Source organism: Neobacillus sp. PS3-34 (assembly GCF_030915465.1).
Taxonomy (GTDB): domain Bacteria; phylum Bacillota; class Bacilli; order Bacillales; family Cytobacillaceae; genus Neobacillus_A.
Genome location: NZ_CP133267.1, coordinates 4,472,107 through 4,489,645, shown reverse-complemented (window position 1 = coordinate 4,489,645; position 17,539 = coordinate 4,472,107). Strand labels below are relative to the sequence as shown.

The 17,539-nt window shown below is 39.0% G+C and carries 10 protein-coding genes and 3 pseudogenes; 4 read left to right on the top strand and 9 right to left on the bottom strand.

Annotated features, from left to right (window positions below):
* Nucleotides 1-6: 6 nt before the first annotated feature.
* Nucleotides 7-587, top strand: a pseudogene (gene clpP / locus RCG23_RS23620) (ATP-dependent Clp endopeptidase proteolytic subunit ClpP).
* Between the two features lie 151 nt (nt 588-738).
* Here clpP and RCG23_RS23615 read toward each other — a convergent pair.
* Together RCG23_RS23615 and RCG23_RS23610 are read right to left on the bottom strand one after the other, a co-directional pair.
* The gene (locus RCG23_RS23615) at nt 739-1,956 is read right to left on the bottom strand and encodes an MFS transporter (protein ID WP_308177656.1); all 1,218 of its coding nucleotides are present in this window, start codon (nt 1,954-1,956) and stop codon (nt 739-741) included.
* A 481-nt stretch (nt 1,957-2,437) separates the two neighbouring features.
* Nucleotides 2,438-2,533 carry a putative holin-like toxin gene (locus tag RCG23_RS23610; protein WP_308177655.1) on the bottom strand — a complete coding sequence of 32 codons (96 nt, stop codon included), beginning with the start codon at nt 2,531-2,533 and terminating at the stop codon, nt 2,438-2,440.
* Between the two features lie 336 nt (nt 2,534-2,869).
* On the opposite strand from RCG23_RS23610, the gene RCG23_RS23605 reads away from it, so the two are divergent.
* The 3 genes and pseudogenes from RCG23_RS23605 to RCG23_RS23595 all read left to right on the top strand — a co-directional run bounded on the left by RCG23_RS23605 (nt 2,870) and on the right by RCG23_RS23595 (nt 6,962).
* Entirely contained in the window at nt 2,870-3,319 is a 450-nt protein-coding gene (locus RCG23_RS23605) for a MarR family winged helix-turn-helix transcriptional regulator (protein WP_308177654.1), read from the top strand.
* A gap of 20 nt (nt 3,320-3,339) precedes the next feature.
* Nucleotides 3,340-5,065 (top strand): annotated as a pseudogene (locus RCG23_RS23600) (ABC transporter ATP-binding protein).
* Nucleotides 5,062-6,962, top strand: a pseudogene (locus tag RCG23_RS23595) (ABC transporter ATP-binding protein). The pseudogenes RCG23_RS23600 and RCG23_RS23595 overlap by 4 nt, the downstream one beginning before the upstream one ends.
* 1,004 nt (nt 6,963-7,966) lie before the next feature.
* Here the strand turns inward: RCG23_RS23595 and RCG23_RS23590 are convergent.
* The 7 genes from RCG23_RS23590 to RCG23_RS23560 all read right to left on the bottom strand — a co-directional run bounded on the left by RCG23_RS23590 (nt 7,967) and on the right by RCG23_RS23560 (nt 17,527).
* A complete protein-coding gene (locus RCG23_RS23590) occupies nt 7,967-8,455 on the bottom strand; it encodes a staygreen family protein (protein ID WP_308177653.1) in 489 nt (162 codons plus the stop codon).
* A 76-nt stretch (nt 8,456-8,531) separates the two neighbouring features.
* A complete protein-coding gene (locus RCG23_RS23585) occupies nt 8,532-9,317 on the bottom strand; it encodes a hypothetical protein (RefSeq protein WP_308177652.1) in 786 nt (261 codons plus the stop codon).
* A gap of 97 nt (nt 9,318-9,414) precedes the next feature.
* Complete coding sequence (gene parC / locus RCG23_RS23580) at nt 9,415-11,853, bottom strand: DNA topoisomerase IV subunit A (RefSeq protein WP_308177651.1); 2,439 nt, start codon at nt 11,851-11,853, stop codon at nt 9,415-9,417.
* Entirely contained in the window at nt 11,850-13,826 is a 1,977-nt protein-coding gene (parE, locus tag RCG23_RS23575) for a DNA topoisomerase IV subunit B (RefSeq protein ID WP_308177650.1), read from the bottom strand. The genes parC and parE overlap by 4 nt, the downstream gene beginning before the upstream one ends.
* 350 nt (nt 13,827-14,176) lie before the next feature.
* Entirely contained in the window at nt 14,177-14,590 is a 414-nt protein-coding gene (locus tag RCG23_RS23570) for a CoA-binding protein (protein WP_308177649.1), read from the bottom strand.
* 131 nt (nt 14,591-14,721) lie between these two features.
* Entirely contained in the window at nt 14,722-15,534 is an 813-nt protein-coding gene (locus RCG23_RS23565) for a sensor histidine kinase (RefSeq protein WP_308177648.1), read from the bottom strand.
* A gap of 262 nt (nt 15,535-15,796) precedes the next feature.
* On the bottom strand, nt 15,797-17,527 hold the full coding sequence (locus RCG23_RS23560) for a glycosyl hydrolase family 18 protein (RefSeq protein WP_308177647.1): 1,731 nt from the start codon (nt 17,525-17,527) through the stop codon (nt 15,797-15,799).
* Between the last annotated feature and the right edge of the window lie 12 nt (nt 17,528-17,539).

Sequence of the window (17,539 nt, the reverse complement as noted above, 5' to 3'; positions counted from 1 at the left end):
ACTTAAATGGGTACCATACCATATGTAATTGAACAATCTAACAGGGGGAACGTTCGTACGATATTTATTCCCGTTTGTTAAAGGATCGTATTGTCATCATTGGTGATGAAATAAACGACCAGGTAGCAAATAGTGTGATTGCCCAGCTACTGTTTCTTGAAGCTGATAATCCTGAAAAAGACATCTCTATTTATATTAATAGCCCAGGTGGGTCCACGACGGCAGGCTTTGCCATTTTTGATACGATGGAGCATATTAAACCAGAAATCAGCACGATTTGCATCGGGATGGCTGCCTCATTTGGAGCCATGCTGCTTCTTGCGGGAACAAAGGGGAAGAGATATGCTCTTCCGAACAGTGAAATTATGATTCACCAGCCGCTAGGAGGCGCAAGGGGGCAGGCGACGGAAATTGAAATCTCCGCCCGAAGAATTTTGAAGCTGCGGGAACATATTAACAGTATCATTTCAGAGCGGACCGGCCAGCCGGTTGAAAAAGTAGCAAAGGATACGGACCGGGATTACTTTATGAGCGCTCAGGAAGCACTCGAATATGGGATTATCGACAAGATCATCAATAAGAAATAATGGGGAAGTAGTAAGCCATTTCGGAAGATTCTTTTGAGTAAATTTATAATTTTATGCTTAAAATACAAGATAGAACATTTGTTTCTATACAGATTTAATAGTGACATTTTATAGAATAAAAAAAGACCCAGTCAAGTGGGTCTTTTTTTGTTCAGGCTGTATGTTTAACCAGCTTAGGATGCCTGAGCATAGATAATAAAAGGATTACACCACTTAAAATCAACAATGTACTTGTGCTGACAAAAACTGCCGAAAACCCATAGTAACCAGAAACAAAACCGCCAAGCATCGGTCCAAAAACATTGCCAAGGAAGCGGAGGCTCGTATTGTAACCAAGTACTTCACCTTGCATTGCAATCGGAGCTTCTTGCCTTATGTAGGCAATTCTGACAGGAATGATGCCTCCAATTGTGATCCCAAGTGCAAAGCGGATAATCACCAGCTGCCAAAGCTGGGTTACAGCAGCTCCTGGCAGGTAGACGATTCCAGCCAAGAATAGAAGGATAACGAGTATTTTGATATAGCCATAACGATCTGCTATTTTCCCCCAGCTCCTCGACATCAGTAAATTTCCAAGACCCGCCGCGGAAAACGCAATCCCGGAGTAAAACGCTACATTTGTTTTTCCATGCAAATCACTGACAAATAAAGATAAGATCGGCTGAATGCTGAAGTGGGCGATTTGCACAAGTGCAGAGATAAGCAAGACAGTTAGTAATATGGGATTCCGGATGATATGTGAAAAAACTTCCTTACTTGAATAATGCGATTTCGTACCTTTTTTATCAACGTCAATTCGATATTCCTTTGTGGCTATAACAAGAAGTGCCGAGATAAAGATAGAAATAGATGTCCATTTAAAAGTGGTGGCATAGCCAAGGGAATCAGCAAGAATTCCGCCAAGCATTGGCCCTAACAATGAACCAGTAATACTGCCGGTTTGCAATGTACCTAGTACACGTCCGGCTATCTGTTTTGGAGTTTGCGTTGAGATAAAAGCTTGTGACATTGGAATAAAACCCGAGAAAAAGCCCATAAAAAAGCGCAGAAAGAATAATTCCCAAACTGAGTGAACAAATCCCATTAAGAAAATGGATATCCCCATTCCTAATCCGGAAAAGATCAGGATTTTTTTTCGTCCATATCGGTCACCAATTTTCCCCCATACAGGTGAGAAGAGAAAGGCAGAGACAAATGTAACTGCAAACGTTAACCCTGACCAATGCTGAACATACTTCTCCGGAAAATTTCCAAACGACTCGATATACAACGAAATAAAAGGCATGACCATCGTCATACTGCCGGCAACAAAGAAGTTGGCAAACCACATAATGAATAAATTACGTTTTCCGGTCTCCTTCTGATTCAAGGTAAGGAACCTTCTTTCTTAAATAAATTTCGGTTTACTAAATATTATATTACCGAAATTTATTAAAAACTTAAAGGAATAATAAAATTTTGTAAATAATTCGAAGTGGTTTATATAAAAGGACGGTATAAGCAGTTCCGTTGATATTTAATATTTTACCCTCAACGTTTATTTTAATGAGCGTTGCGCCAGGGAAGCCTATTTTGGAAATCTCTCGTCGGTAAGCTGCCTTTATCGAGATGGTATTTTTAGTATTAGAAAAATATATTAAAAATAATATATCGAATTGAATTTGAAACATAAATCCTAATAAGTTTACATTGAGAGTATTATTTATTATAATTTAAGTAGACATTCCATATGATAAAAAAGAGCTCCCAGCTGAAACTGGAAGCTCAATGTACAGTAAGCTGCGTGAAGTGCAGCGGCCAAAAGTGTGAATAGAAATGACCTACTCAAACATTAGCGGATGCAGGGTAGGTCATTTCTTTTTGTTTAAAGAAACACCTATTGCGATTACTGCAACAATTAGAGTGGCAAAAGATATTACCAGGTTCATTGCTTCATAAGTAACCATAAGCGGCACCTCCTTTCCAAAGAAATGGAGGAAGGTCGCCGCCCACCCTGCAATTTACTGTACTTCCTAAGTATACCATAAGAAAGTATGTTCTCATAAATGGTTATATTAAGGTTCGCATTATAGTGTACTGCCTTTCAATGGCTTACCAACCGCTGTATTGATAAAAATCTGACAAAAAGACACCCATAACAAAGAAAGCACAGGAAAAAACCTGTGTTTTTTTGTGCTGAAAGAGATTCTTTTTCTTTAATTTGACGAGGTTTCTTAACGAGAATATACTTAGGTATATAAATAATTTAGTTACCTAAGTATTTTAGAAAAGAGGTGATTATTATGGCTAATATTGAAAGTAGTACGGCACATAAGCTTCTTCAATCCTTTATGCAATTCAGAAAAACGGGTTGGCACGATAAAAAAGTAGCTGGTTTTAATCCAAGTGAATTTAGAGTGCTTATCGCCATTTACCGGGAAGCAAATGCGAAAAATACCGAGATGAAGGTGTCGGAAATAAGTCAACTGCTGCAGGTGACACCCCCAACCATTACTCAAATTATCAATGTACTTGAAAGAGATGGTTTAATCGAACGTACTGTAGATGCTGAGGATCGAAGAGCTGTAAAAATAAAGCTTACACCAGCAGGCATTAAAGCAACCGAGGATGGAAGAAAGGCATTTACTGAAACCTTTACTGGATTGGTTGATTATTTAGGAGAAGAAGAAAGTAAGCATCTTGCAGATTTACTTTTTAAAGTCCAACAATATTTTAATGATGTAAGTCGATAATCAGGTAGGAGGGAACAATCTTGTTAAAATTAACAAAATATCTAAAAGCATTTCAACTTCCAATCTACTTGGTTCTTGTCCTTGTCCTCCTCCAGTCATTAGCTGAGCTTTATTTGCCAACGTTAATGTCCGATATTGTTGACAAGGGCGTCGTAACAGGAGATACGGACTACATATGGAAAATTGGGGGCTTTATGCTGCTCGTGGCATCTGGAGGGATGATTTGTTCGATTGCAGCTAGCTTTTTTCAGCGAAGGCAGCCTCGGGTTTTGGAAAATTAATGCGCTCAAAGGTATTTTCTCACGTAAGCAATTTTTCCTTACATGAATTTGATCAACTTGGTACAGCTTCATTGATTACAAGAACAACAAACGACATTACCCAAATCCAGCAGGTTCTCGTGATGATACTGAGGATGATGGCCATGGCCCCAATGATGTGTATTGGCGGGATCATAATGGCTTATTCCAAGGATGCGAAATTGACGTTAGTACTTGCAGTTTCTTTACCTGTTCTAGTGCTTTCAATCGTTATTATCGCTAGAAAAGGTATCCCGCTATTTAAAGCTATGCAGGTAAAACTTGATAAGCTTAACCGTGTTTTACGCGAAAACTTAACGGGAATTCGCGTCATTCGCTCATTCAATCGGATTGAATACGAGAAAAGGAGGTTTAATGAAGCAAACTGGGACTTAACGCAAACCGCTATAAAAGTAAACAAAATCATGGCGGCCATGATGCCAATTATGATGGTCGTCCTTAATCTTTCAACTGTCGCCATCATCTGGTTCGGTGGTCTTCGTATTAGCAATGGCCACATGCAGGTCGGAGATATGATGGCATTTATTCAATATGCGATGCAAATTATGTTCTCATTTCTTATGCTATCTATGATGTTTGTCATGATTCCACGGGCCTCTGTTTCAGCTGTGAGAATTAACGAGGTGCTTGATACAGTAGCAGATATTAACGATCCGTCTGTTTCTTTATCCGCGGAAGACGTGCGAGGTCAGGTAGAATTTAAAGATGTCTCCTTTAGTTATCCTGGTGCAGAAATGCCAGCGATCGAGAATATTTCTTTTAAAATGGAGCCTGGTAAGGTAACCGCTATAATAGGCGGAACAGGCTCTGGAAAATCAACACTTGTTAATTTGATTCCTCGTTTTTATGATGTGGATAGCGGTACAATCTTGGTAAATGGTGTTGATGTTCGTAAAATGTCGCAGGAACGTCTCCGGGAAAAGATTGGTTTTGTCCCACAGCAGGCCGTGCTTTTTACAGGAACGATATCGGAAAATTTTCGATATGGAAAAAAAGCTGCAACGGACGATGAAGTTAGGTATGCCGCTGACATTGCTCAAGCAACTGAATTTATTTCTGCAATGGATGATGGCTTTGATGCGATGATTGCCCAGGGGGAACAAATGTTTCAGGAGGACAGAAACAGCGCTTATCCATTGCCCGTGCACTAGTGCGCAAACCAGAGATTTATATTTTTGATGATAGTTTCTCTGCATTGGACTTTAAAACAGATGCCAAGCTCAGGGCTGCCTTAAAACAAGAAACGGTTGATTCTACTGTATTAATCGTTGCCCAGCGGGTGAGTACGATTATGGATGCAAATCAGATCATTGTTTTAGACAATGGCCAAATCTCAGGGATTGGAACACATAAAGAGCTGTTGGAAACAAGTCCGGTCTATCGTGAAATTGTGATGTCTCAGCTTTCAGAGGAGGAAATCGCATGAGTAGAGAGGAAAAAAATCAGAACGCTGGACTAGGGGCTGGACCACGAAGACCAGGACCAGGTGGAGGATTTGGCCAATGGCCATGGGGATGCCTGTCCAAAAAGCAAAGAATTTTAAAGGAACCCTTAAAAGATTAATAGGATACTTAAGACCATATAAACTGCAGCTTCTTTCCGTATTACTAACCGCAATGATCAGTACGGTATTCGCTATTGTCAGCCCCAAAATAATGGGAAAGGCAACAACAAAGCTGTTTGAAGGCTTGATGATGAAGATGAGAGGGGTACCTGGCGCAAAAATAGATTTTGATTATATCGGTCATATCATCATTTTATTAATCGGCCTTTACCTATTGAGTGGGATTTTTGCCTATATTCAGCAGTATATTATGGCGGGAGTAGCACAAAAAACCGTCTATCATCTGCGTAATGAAGTGGAAGAAAAGCTTAATAGACTGCCGCTTAAATACTTTGATTCAAGGACACATGGGGAAATCCTAAGTCGCGCTGTCAATGATGTTGATAATATCAGTACTACTTTACAGCAAAGCTTAACCCAATTAATCACTTCAGTTGTCACGTTAATTGGAGTAATCATTATGATGCTTTCGATTAGTCCGTTGATGACACTTATCGTTATTGTGACGCTTCCGCTGAGTTTTATTGCCACTGCAAAAATTGCGAAAAAGTCTCAACTTTTCTTCAAAGGGCAGCAAAAATCACTCGGTCAGCTAAATGGGCATGTAGAAGAAATGTATACAGGTCATAAAGTCATTAAGGTGTTTGGGCATGAACGAAAGTCCATCGAACAGTTTGAGGAGATAAATGAAACGCTCTACCAAGCTGGATGGAAAGCACAATTTGTATCAGGAATGATTATGCCTTTAATGTCTTTTATAAATAATATTGGGTATGTCTTGGTATCCGTAGCTGGTGGGCTTTTAGTCACAAAAAAGGTGATTGAAATTGGTGATATTCAAGCTTTTATCCAATATGCCAGACAGTTTTCACAACCAATTGCTCAAACAGCCTCTATTGCAAACGTGATCCAGTCAACGATTGCAAGTGCGGAGCGGGTGTTTGAAATATTAGACGAAAACGAGGAGGTACCAGAATCTATTGAAGCTCAGGGGATTAACTCTCCTAAAGGTGATGTAAAATTTGAACATGTTTCTTTCGGGTATAAAGAAAACGAACTATTAATCGAAAACATGAATATTGATGTGGAACAAGGGCAATCGGTAGCGATTGTAGGACCAACAGGTGCTGGTAAAACTACACTCATTAATTTATTGATGCGTTTTTATGAAATCAACAAAGGCAGGATTTTAATAGATGGTGTGGATATCAGGGAGTTAAAGCGCGACCACCTTAGAAGATCATTTGGTATGGTACTACAGGACACGTGGTTGTTTAATAGCACGATTCGTGACAATATTGCCTATGGTAGAGAGGGAGCAACAGAAGAAGAAATTATTGCTGCGTCACAAGCGGCCAATGCCGACCATTTTATTCGCACGCTGCCTGATGGCTATGATACGGTTTTAAACGAGGAAGCGTCTAATATCTCTCAAGGACAGAAACAGCTACTAACGATAGCAAGGGCGATTTTAGCAAACCCTGCCATCCTAATATTAGATGAAGCAACCAGCAGCGTGGATACGCGTACAGAGGTACAAATCCAGCGCGCCATGAACCATCTGATGAAAGGACGCACGAGTTTTATCATCGCGCATCGGTTATCGACGATTCGAGATGCAGATCTGATTCTCGTGATGAACAATGGAAGTGTGATAGAAAAAGGAAATCATAAGGAGCTGTTAGCTCACGGCGGGTTTTATGCTGATTTGTATAATAGTCAGTTTACTGGTAATGGTAGGATTAAAAATGTTGGGTAGTGTTGAGACGTTTAGAAAGACTTTGAGCTTTCTAAACGTTTTTTTTGTAACTTATTTTGAGTCAAAAAATACTTAACGTCCAAAGTCTTATTAAATTAATCATTTTGACTGGCGGAATTCAAACAAAAACCTGATAAAATAAGAACAATGCGCACCCAAATGGAAGCAATAATGTAGTTCAAAATGATTGTGTCACTATAGAGGGTATTTTTAGGTTACGCGTCTAGATAGAAAGGGGTCATTAATTGACCTATTTTTTTATACTTCTTTCTAGTTTACATAATATATATTCTCGGAAGTTATAAAAACAAAGAGAAAACACATCTCAATTCATAAGTATACTTAAAATAGTGAGACAGAAAAGAAATTTTATTACTTATAGCAACTTATTTTATTAGTGCATATAATTGCTACTAAATTTTCCTTGTTGAATTTTTAAATTCATTAATGATCTGGTTATACCAAAAATTTATTACTTAATCTGGATTTTGCGTTTTGTTATTAATAATTCATTTCTAATAATTTTGTTCTTATTTGCTGCTTAAACTATCCTTGTTGAGTTTTTCAACTGGCTACCAAAACCTAACCTGGATTTTATATTTTGTTGTTAATAATTCATCTCTAATGATTTTGTTCTTATTTAATATCTAAATTATTGTTTATTTTCTTCTAATGATTACAATTAACTGTTCAGTACGTTTTGTTCCAGCAATTAGATACCTGATTGTTATTAATCTCAGTTTACATAATAATATTATATTGTATATCCTCCATTTGCAAAATCAAATTGGGATTAGTTCTAATTTGTTACATGAACAAAAGGCGCAAGCGCCCTGGTTAGCCCCGACAGGCATAAGACGAATCACGCAGGAAATCCTGATTTCTGGAGTGATTTGGCTTATGACCCCGAGGGGCTGGGTGCTGGAGCTAGATTAATACAACTTGAAGAAGTTATTCACATCATTTAATTTTATAATTTCCTAGACGACAAAAAAAACACAGATTCACCTGTGTTTTTGATATGTCTCTTCTCTCAACCCATTTAAATAATGTCGTGGTGTTCCAAAAAATAGGATCTGATTAAATTCAGGAAAAACAGATTCAAAATGTATATAAATGGGTGCATCGAGGAGCCATGGAAAATACGAAAAAAAGATCTGATCCCCATAAAAAATAGCCTTTAGGGCTAAATCCAGCTCCTTTTTAAAGATCATAAATCTCACTTTTGCATACTTTTCATCAAATTCGCCGCCGCTTATATATACCTTACCGCATAATGTGAATTCACCCAGCTGTGGTACCCACTCGGCAAAAACCTCATCCCTGAACTTAGGATTAATAGCTGAGTAATCAAAGAAATTACCAACACTTAGGAATAGTTGGCCTGTTGTATCTGAATGAGTTAATGTGTACTTACGCCCCTCTACTGGCCTAAATTGTGTAGCAGGAGCCAAAAAATGAACTGTTAATTTTGAAGGAATGAACATACTCATGGCAAGCATTACCCCTTTCAATCATTAACATGCTTACCGTTATTATATTTTACATTTCATAATTCGTGACAAACGCCTAAGGTTTTTCTTTCCTGTCGCCTTGCTGTTTATTTTTTTCTTCAAGAACAGAAACTCTTTCCAGGTTCCAAATGTTATTCTTTAAAGCCCATACGGATTCGACGATACCGATAGTATCTGAATTGGCGATGCCACTAATCCTTTGGATAGCCCTTAGTCCTTTCATTTGTCCAGGCAGGGAGATTGGTTTAAGCACGGAATATCCTTGAACCATTAGCTCGGTTGGCTCATTCAATCTGCCTGAGCGATATAATCCAAGCAGGTCATACTGTTTCTTTCTGTCTCTCAAATCGAATTGATACGTTTTTCCTGTTGCTTTTATATTAATTTCTGCTTTATATCCATTTAAAAAATGGCTTTCGATTTCTAAAGCTTTAGGAATAGTTAAATCCTTTAAAACAAATCCCTTCAGTGTATATAAATAGCCCTGCAGGATGCCGCCGCTGCCCCCTGTTGGTATGACAATGAACAAATCCTTCACACCATCATGATTCAAGTCAGGAAAAGATATTGTCGGGTGAATCCCACTATCCAGCCTTATTTTTAAATTTTTTCCATTTGAAGCCTTTATATCGACAAGAATGCTTTTTAAAAATGAATGTTCATCCTGATATGGTATAGCCTGCATATAAACGGCATCTTTTTTCCCATCCCCTGTTATGTCAACCGAATCTTTAGAAATCGTTATGATTTTGGAATGTTCCTCATTTGCAAAAACTCCCGTAATTGCCGTCAAAGACAACATAAAGAATGCTGCAAATGAAAAAATCAGTTCTCTCGCCATTTCATACCCTCCCAGCCGATCAATATATTCATATCTTGCTCAATATTGGAAAAAACATGCAAAAAAAACCACCTGTAAAAACAGGTGGCTAGAATGATTATTTAAGATCGATTGTTGCTGCTTCTTCTTTCCAAAGAAGAGATGACTTTCCGCTCTCCGTCTCATCAATAAGGAAAGATCCGTTGGAATATCTGTCACTGAAGTTCATTTCAGCGGCCTTAAAGCTTTCAATATAGCCTTTTTCTGTTTGAATAAAGACTTCATCCTCATTGTTTGCTGCAGCAAAGCCAATGATGCGATGCGGATTAGCTTTCAATTCTCTCAAAACAACTACACCTCGTTTGGCACGGGAAGCTTTCTCGAACTCTTTCAATTTCATCTTTTTGACTGAACCGCGCTGGGTTGAAATAATAATTGAACACTTGGAATCAGGTTCAATCATTTTCCCTCCAACAACGTAATCGCCATCCTTTAGGTTGATTCCTTTTACACCGGCAGCACGCGCACCGACTATACCAATTTCTTCTTCCGCGAACCAGAGAGCATAGCCGAAATGACTGACAATGAATATGTCTTTTTTGCCATCGGTTATATGGACATCGACTACCCTGTCATCGTCCTTTAAATTTACAGCAGTAAGTGGCTTAGAGTATCTTTGCGCTTTATATTGCTTAAGTTCCGTTTTCTTAACCATGCCATTCTTCGTAACAAACACTAAATACTCTTCTGCTTCAAAATCTTTTATGGCAATCGCCCTGATAATATCCTCATCTCTCTCAATAGGGATAATATTTGCAACATGCTGTCCGAGATCCTTCCATCGGATATCAGGAAGCTCGTGAACAGGCAAATACAAATAGTTTCCTTTGCTGGTGAAGAGAAGCAGGACGTCCTTCGTATTCATATCCAGTCTGGCAAGCAGACGGTCTGTATCCTTCATGGCAAGATCCTGGCCATTGGATGCAGCAAAAGAACGCTGGCTTGTTCTTTTTATATATCCTTCTTTCGTAATGGTTACGATAACATCTTCACTTGCAACCATCACATCAAGATTAATTTTTATTTCTTCAATTTCCGCCTCAATTCTTGAACGGCGTTCGTCAGCAAAGCGTTTTTTGACGTCTTTTAAATCCTTTTTAATAACAGAATAAAGCTTCTTTTCGCTTTCTAAAATAGATGTGAGCTCGGCTACTTTTTTAGAAAGTTCCTCAGCTTCAGCTCTAAGTGCAGTGATATCCGTATTTGTCAGACGGTATAGCTGCAAAGAAACAATTGCTTCGGATTGTGCTTCCGTAAAAGCAAATTTGGCAATTAAGTTATCTTTTGCATCCCGTTTATCTTTAGAAGCCCGGATTGCAGCAATAACTTCATCCAGAATGGTTAAGGCCTTCATCAGTCCTTCAACAATATGCTGTCTCTCCAGAGCCTTTCTAAGTTCGAATTCTGACCTTCTTGTAATTACTTCTTTCTGATGCCCGATATAGGCATCCAGAAGTTCACGCAGACCCATTAGTTTCGGGCGTTTGTTATAAATGGCTACCATATTAAAATTAAACGCTACCTGAAGGTCGCTGTTTTTGTATAAGTAATGCAGCACGCCAGCGGCATCTGCGTCTTTTTTAAGCTCGATCACGATTCTAAGCCCGGTTCTGTCGGTTTCGTCACGGACTTCTGATATTCCTTCGACTTTACGGTCGAGACGGAACTCATCGATTTTTTTTACAAGGTTTGCTTTATTTACCTCGTACGGGATTTCAGTGACGACAATTTGCTGCTTACCGCCCCGAAGGTCCTCAACCTCTGCCAAGCCACGGACGATGATTTTTCCTTTGCCTGTTTCGTATGCTTTCCTAATTCCATCTATCCCTTGTATAATGCCGCCAGTAGGAAAATCAGGGCCTTTTATGACGGTCATTAGCTCTTCGACAGTAACATCCGGATTATCCATTCTCATGATGACCCCGTCAATAATTTCACCAAGATGATGGGGAGGAATATCTGTTGCGTATCCGGCAGATATTCCTGTTGATCCGTTAACAAGAAGGTTTGGGAACATTGCAGGCAGTACTGTTGGCTCTTTTGATGTGTCATCAAAGTTAGGAATAAAATCAACTGTTTCTTTTTCTATATCACGCAGTAATTCTGTTGATATAGCGGAAAGCCTTGCTTCTGTATAACGCATGGCAGCTGGTGGATCACCATCAACGCTTCCGTTATTACCATGCATTTCTACTAAGACATTCCGTACCTTCCAATTCTGGCTCATCCGCACCATTGCATCATAAACAGAAGTATCACCATGCGGATGGTAGTTACCAATGACGTTACCTACAGTTTTTGCCGATTTTCTGAAACCTTTATCATGAGTATTACCCTCATAATGCATCGCATATAATATTCTTCGTTGTACTGGCTTCAAACCATCACGCGCATCAGGGAGAGCACGTTCCTGAATAATATATTTACTATATCTTCCAAAACGGTCTCCTATTACGTCTTCAAGAGGAAGGTCGCGGAATTTTTCTATTAAACTCATTCTGTGTCCTCCTCTGCGACGGATATATTTTCATTTTCAAGGATACTGTCGTCTTCTTCGAGTCCGAAGGCAACATTTGATTCAATCCATTTTCTCCGTGGCTCTACCTTGTCACCCATTAAAGTTGTGACGCGTCTTTCAGCCCTTGCGACATCATCTATTTTAACACGTATTAATGTACGGGTTTCAGGATCCATTGTTGTTTCCCATAGTTGGTCTGCATTCATTTCGCCAAGTCCTTTATATCGCTGGAGCATATAACCTCTGCCCACTTTTTTGATTGCATCCTGAAGGTCATCATCGCTCCATGAGTATTCAATAACTTCTTTCTTGCCTGTCCCCTTGCTGACTTTGTATAGGGGTGGCAGTGCAATGAAAACTCTGCCTGCTTCAAGAAGGGGTTTCATATAGCGGTAAAAGAATGTTAAGAGCAAAACCTGTATGTGTGCACCGTCAGTATCCGCATCAGTCATGATAATAATTTTATCATAATTGATATCTTCAAGATTAAAATCGGCTCCCACACCCGCGCCGATCGCATGGATGATTGTGTTAATTTCTTCGTTTTTAAATATATCAGCAAGCTTCGCCTTCTCGGTGTTAATTACTTTACCTCTTAATGGGAGAACAGCCTGGAAACGGCGGTCTCGCCCTTGTTTAGCCGAGCCTCCGGCAGAGTCGCCCTCCACCAGATAAAGTTCATTCTTCTGGGGATTGCGTGACTGTGCAGGTGTTAGTTTACCCGAGAGGACTGCATCAGAACGTTTCCTCTTCTTGCCGCTTCGAGCGTCTTCACGTGCTTTACGTGCTGCTTCGCGTGCCTGATATGCCTTTATCGCCTTCCGGATAAGCAATGAACTGATATCAGGATTTTCTTCAAGGAAATAGGATAAATGCTCAGAAACAACGGCATCAACCGCTGATCTAGCCTCACTCGTTCCTAGCTTTCCTTTGGTCTGCCCTTCAAATTGAAGAAGTTCTTCAGGTATTCTTACACTGATAATCGCGGATAATCCTTCACGAATATCAGCACCATCAAGGTTTTTATCTTTTTCTTTTAAAAGAGAAACCTTGCGTGCGTAGTCATTGAAAATACGTGTCATCGCCGTTTTTGAACCAGCCTCATGGGTTCCACCATCTTTTGTACGGACATTATTGACAAATGACAGTACATTTTCTGAATAGCCATCGTTAAATTGAAAGGCAAAATCCACTTCAATTCCATTATGGACACCTTCAAAGCTGACAACCGGATGCAGTACATCCTTTTCTTCATTTAGATATTCAACAAAGGCTTGAATACCTGTATCAAAATGAAAAACATCATGAAAGTCATTGCGCTCATCGATAATTTCTATTTTAAAGCCCTTTAAAAGGAACGCTGATTCTCTTAACCTCTCACATAGCGTTTCATAGTTATAGCTCGTTGTCGAAAAAATAGTCGGATCCGGTTTGAAATGGATCGTTGTTCCTGTCTGATTTGTTTTTCCAACTTTCTCGAGCGTCGTAACAGGCTTTCCGCCGTTTTCAAATCGCTGCTCGTATACAAAGCCATCACGTTTAATGGTTACAATAAGCCATTCGGATAGCGCGTTTACTACTGAGGCGCCAACTCCATGTAGACCGCCGCTTGTTTTATAGCCGCCCTGGCCAAATTTTCCTCCGGCATGGAGAACAGTAAGTATAACTTCAGGCGTTGGCTTACCCATTTTATGCATACCAGTAGGCATTCCACGACCTTTATCAATTACACTAATTGAATTGTCTTTGTGTATCTTGACAATAATCTGATTTCCGTAGCCTGCCAATGCTTCATCGACAGAGTTATCGACAATCTCGTAAACCAGGTGATGGAGTCCACGTGAATCAGTGCTTCCAATATACATGCCTGGGCGTTTACGGACCGCTTCTAATCCTTCGAGCACCTGTATGGCATCATCATTGTAATCAAATGCTTGCTGAGTTCTTGCCACTAAAATACCCCTTTCATTACTTCCAAAAGAAAACCTCTTAAAATTTTGCTGAAAAATGTCCGTTATTGTATTCGTCTCAACCGAACCGTTTTCCTTTAAATATCCAGGAATTTTCCCTTTCGGAACGCGTGTTCGTTACTTTATTTTACCATATGTTCGCCTTGCGTCTATGCTTTATTGTATCGATTTATTTCGATTTGGCAAATGAGTTCTTAATAAATAACAAATTTTTATATTAAATCCACCGCTGTTTTACTCCATTTTTTTATAAAAACGAACATTTTATGTAAAAAATGATATTTTAAATAAAAAAGCATGGAGCAGAAGCCCTCATGCAAACGAAGATGATCCTATTTTGTCAATGCATGTTCAACCTTGATGCAGCGGTCCATTACTACCGTATAGCCCTTATCTTTAAGGAAATGATAAGCCTCTTCATTCACCAAGCCAGACTGGGACCAAAAAACATCGGCATCCGCCTCGACAAATTCCTTTGCAGCATCCATCAATTGTTCTGATCTCCTAAAAACGTTTACGATGTCAATATGTCCTTCAATCTCTTTTAAGGAGGCAACCGCCTTTACTCCTAACACTTCATCAATCGTTGGATTGACAGGAATGATTTCATAACCGGCTCTTTGCATGACTTCTGAAACCATATAGGATGTTCGCGAAGGATTGTCGCTAAGACCTACGACTGCAATCCGTTTTGCTTTTTTTAAAATGACACCCAGTTCGTCCCTTGATGGAATTTCAATCGTCATATTTCTTCCTCCTTTTGCATTTATATTTATTTTACCTTTTTTGCGAAAAAAAAACATAAAGGAGGCTTCACGCAATTTAAAGAAATACGATTCAGTTAAGCACTTGCCAATTGTAGTTTCTGTCTTTATGCTTACCGAAAACGAGGAATAAAAAGGGAGAAACACGTACCTTCCAAAATATTTTCAGCCTTAATAGAGCCTCCCATGTTATCTGCTATCATTTTAGCGATATATAAGCCCAAGCCTGTACCCTTAGGCCTTGTCGTAAAATACGGTTCAAATACATTATTTAGTACTACTGGATCAATTCCGCCTGCATTATCCTCAAACTCAGCCGTTAATATGCCTTCTGTTTCAGAAATTCTTATCACTACTCTGCGGTTTTGAATCCCTCTCTGGATAAAAGCGTCTCGTGCATTGATTAAGATATTTAGGACTGCCTGGCTAAATTCATTTGGATATCCATACGCCATTATTTGACCACGATATTCAAATTGTACATGAATATCATGGTTTTTTAGGCTGGAGGAAAAAATAGATAAAGCATCTTCAATGGATTCTGCGAGGGGAAATGCGGTTTTTGTCTTGTTTGGCCGGTAAAACTTTCGGAAATCATTAATGGTACGTGACATATGTTCAATTTGAATCGAGCTTTCACGAGTAAAACGGTCAATATATTGATCGTCTATTTCACCGAATTCCCGTGCCTCTTTGATATCCTGTATGAGTAACGATAAGTTATTCAACGGGTGCCTCCATTGGTGTCCAATACTCGCTATCATCTCTCCCATTGCTGCCAGACGTGATTGTTGAATGAGTTTTTGGTCTTTCAGCATGTTTTTTTCAATCTCCTCCTGAATTCGTAACTGAAGGTTTCGGTTAAGTATTTCATATTCCTCTGCCAATGCCCGATATTTCCCTTCGCTTTCTCTTTCTTCATACATAAGTTCACCACCCTTGAAAAGGTTTAATTTAATTAAAAATTAATATAACCCATTAGAAATATTAGGCTTATTTAAATTATATTGGTATAAGTGTTAACAGTTCAATTATTGATTCAATTGTTTAAAAATTCTTCACATTTTTGTAATGAATTTGCCTCTTAATGTTCCTTTTTTCGACAGAAAAGGAATTAATACTATTGTTTTTATAGTTTGATTCCTGTCACTTGTGAAAGCAAAAGGAGCCAGCAGTGCTGGCTCCTTTTTATTTTTTGCTAATTTCTTTTTTTGGATTCAGCTGTAATGCTGTCCATGCAGATTGGTCGGCAAAATATCTGGACCAGCTGGCAATACCAGCCAGTTTGTAAGTATTTACGAGATTTGCGCGTTTTGATAGTGAGGTTCCATCCTCAATCCATATTCTATAAGTAGCCTTTTCGTCTGGTGAATAATATTCGGCATAGTTTTGTCCGCTGTCTGGATTATAAACCGGTGTCAAACTGTGTTCAGCCAGCCACTCCTTTACTTTTTCCATGGAAAATGCTTTTGTTGTAATTTCTGTGCTTCCATCCTCCTGTATGACTTCTTTCCATAATCTTGCGAATAGCGGTACTCCCAGAATCAACCGTTCATTTGGCACTTCTGCCAGCAAATTCTTTAAATTGCTTTCGACCCATGGCAGGCTAGCGACGCTTCCGGATCCAGATGTTTTACCCCAGTGCTCATCGTATGCCATGACAATTAAATAATCTGCAATTTGTGCGAGTTTTTTTCGTTCATAAAAGGTAGACCAATTACTATTTTCAGCAGCAAAGGTAATATCCATGGATACAGTCTGTCCTGCTTCGTGTAAATAAGGGGTTGCCTCTCTCATTAATTGGGTAACGAGTCGCCAGTCCTCCGGATTGACATTTTCAATATCAAAATTAATTCCCTCCAGCTGATACATTTGCGTAAAATGAAGTAGCTGTACAATGATTTTTTGTCTCGTTTCGTAATCTTTTAAGGCATCATGGGTTAGTTCCGGATCAAATCCATTAGAGAATGGCCAGACATGATAACCTTTTTTCTTTGCCCGTTTGCTATATTCTAGTGAAGCAAGATTTTTAATCGTTCCATCTGCCCCTGTAAGTGAAAACCATGTAGGAGATACAACATTAATACCTGGCATCGGTGGTATGCTTTCAAAATCGGGATTTCGACTGTAAACCGCTTCCCATGTTAATTGAATTGGGGCTTTCAAAGCTGGTTTGTGGATTTTTTCTTGCTGCCGGTTAACCACAATCTTAACTTGCTGACTAGGTTTAACAAACTCTTTTCGTATATATCCTCCAATACCATTTTCTTTTCTTACAAAATAAAAATCTTTCTTTTCATCTTCTATATATACCGTCTCATGCTTTTTGGTTTCAGCGGTATAGGGTGACTGCCATTCAGGTTTTACTCTAAGCCGAAGCTTCTCAGGATTTTCATCGCCGCTGGCAATCGAACCGCTCCGGAAGCTATCTCCATTCCTTTGAATCCAGATTGCACCGCTTTCTTTTAACTTTTCATACTGTATTGGATAAAATGGCAGGATAGAATCAAGCGCTATAAATACTTGCCCTTCTTTGGATAGAATTGGAGATATCTGAAGCTTTACGGGCTTTTGGTTAACAAAATACGTTAAAGACTCAGCAGGCATTTGTATCACTTTATCTTTCGTGGTGATAATGACCGATTTAGATTTTTCATCATAAAAAAGCTGGCTGTCTATATTTTCTTTCATGAACTTTAGAGGCACATATAATGTTTTCCCATCTATTAAAGCATTACCCATTTGATTCCCATTAAAAAGAATAGGATATTCTCCTTTGAAATATGCTTCTTTAACTCTAGAAGCAAAAGGATACAAGATTAGGAAAATACTTGTTATTGCTAGAAACAATGCAAATATTAACCCTCCAATTATCCACCTGGTCGTATTATTTTTCTTATGATGTATAATTCTTGCCATTTCGTTTCCCCC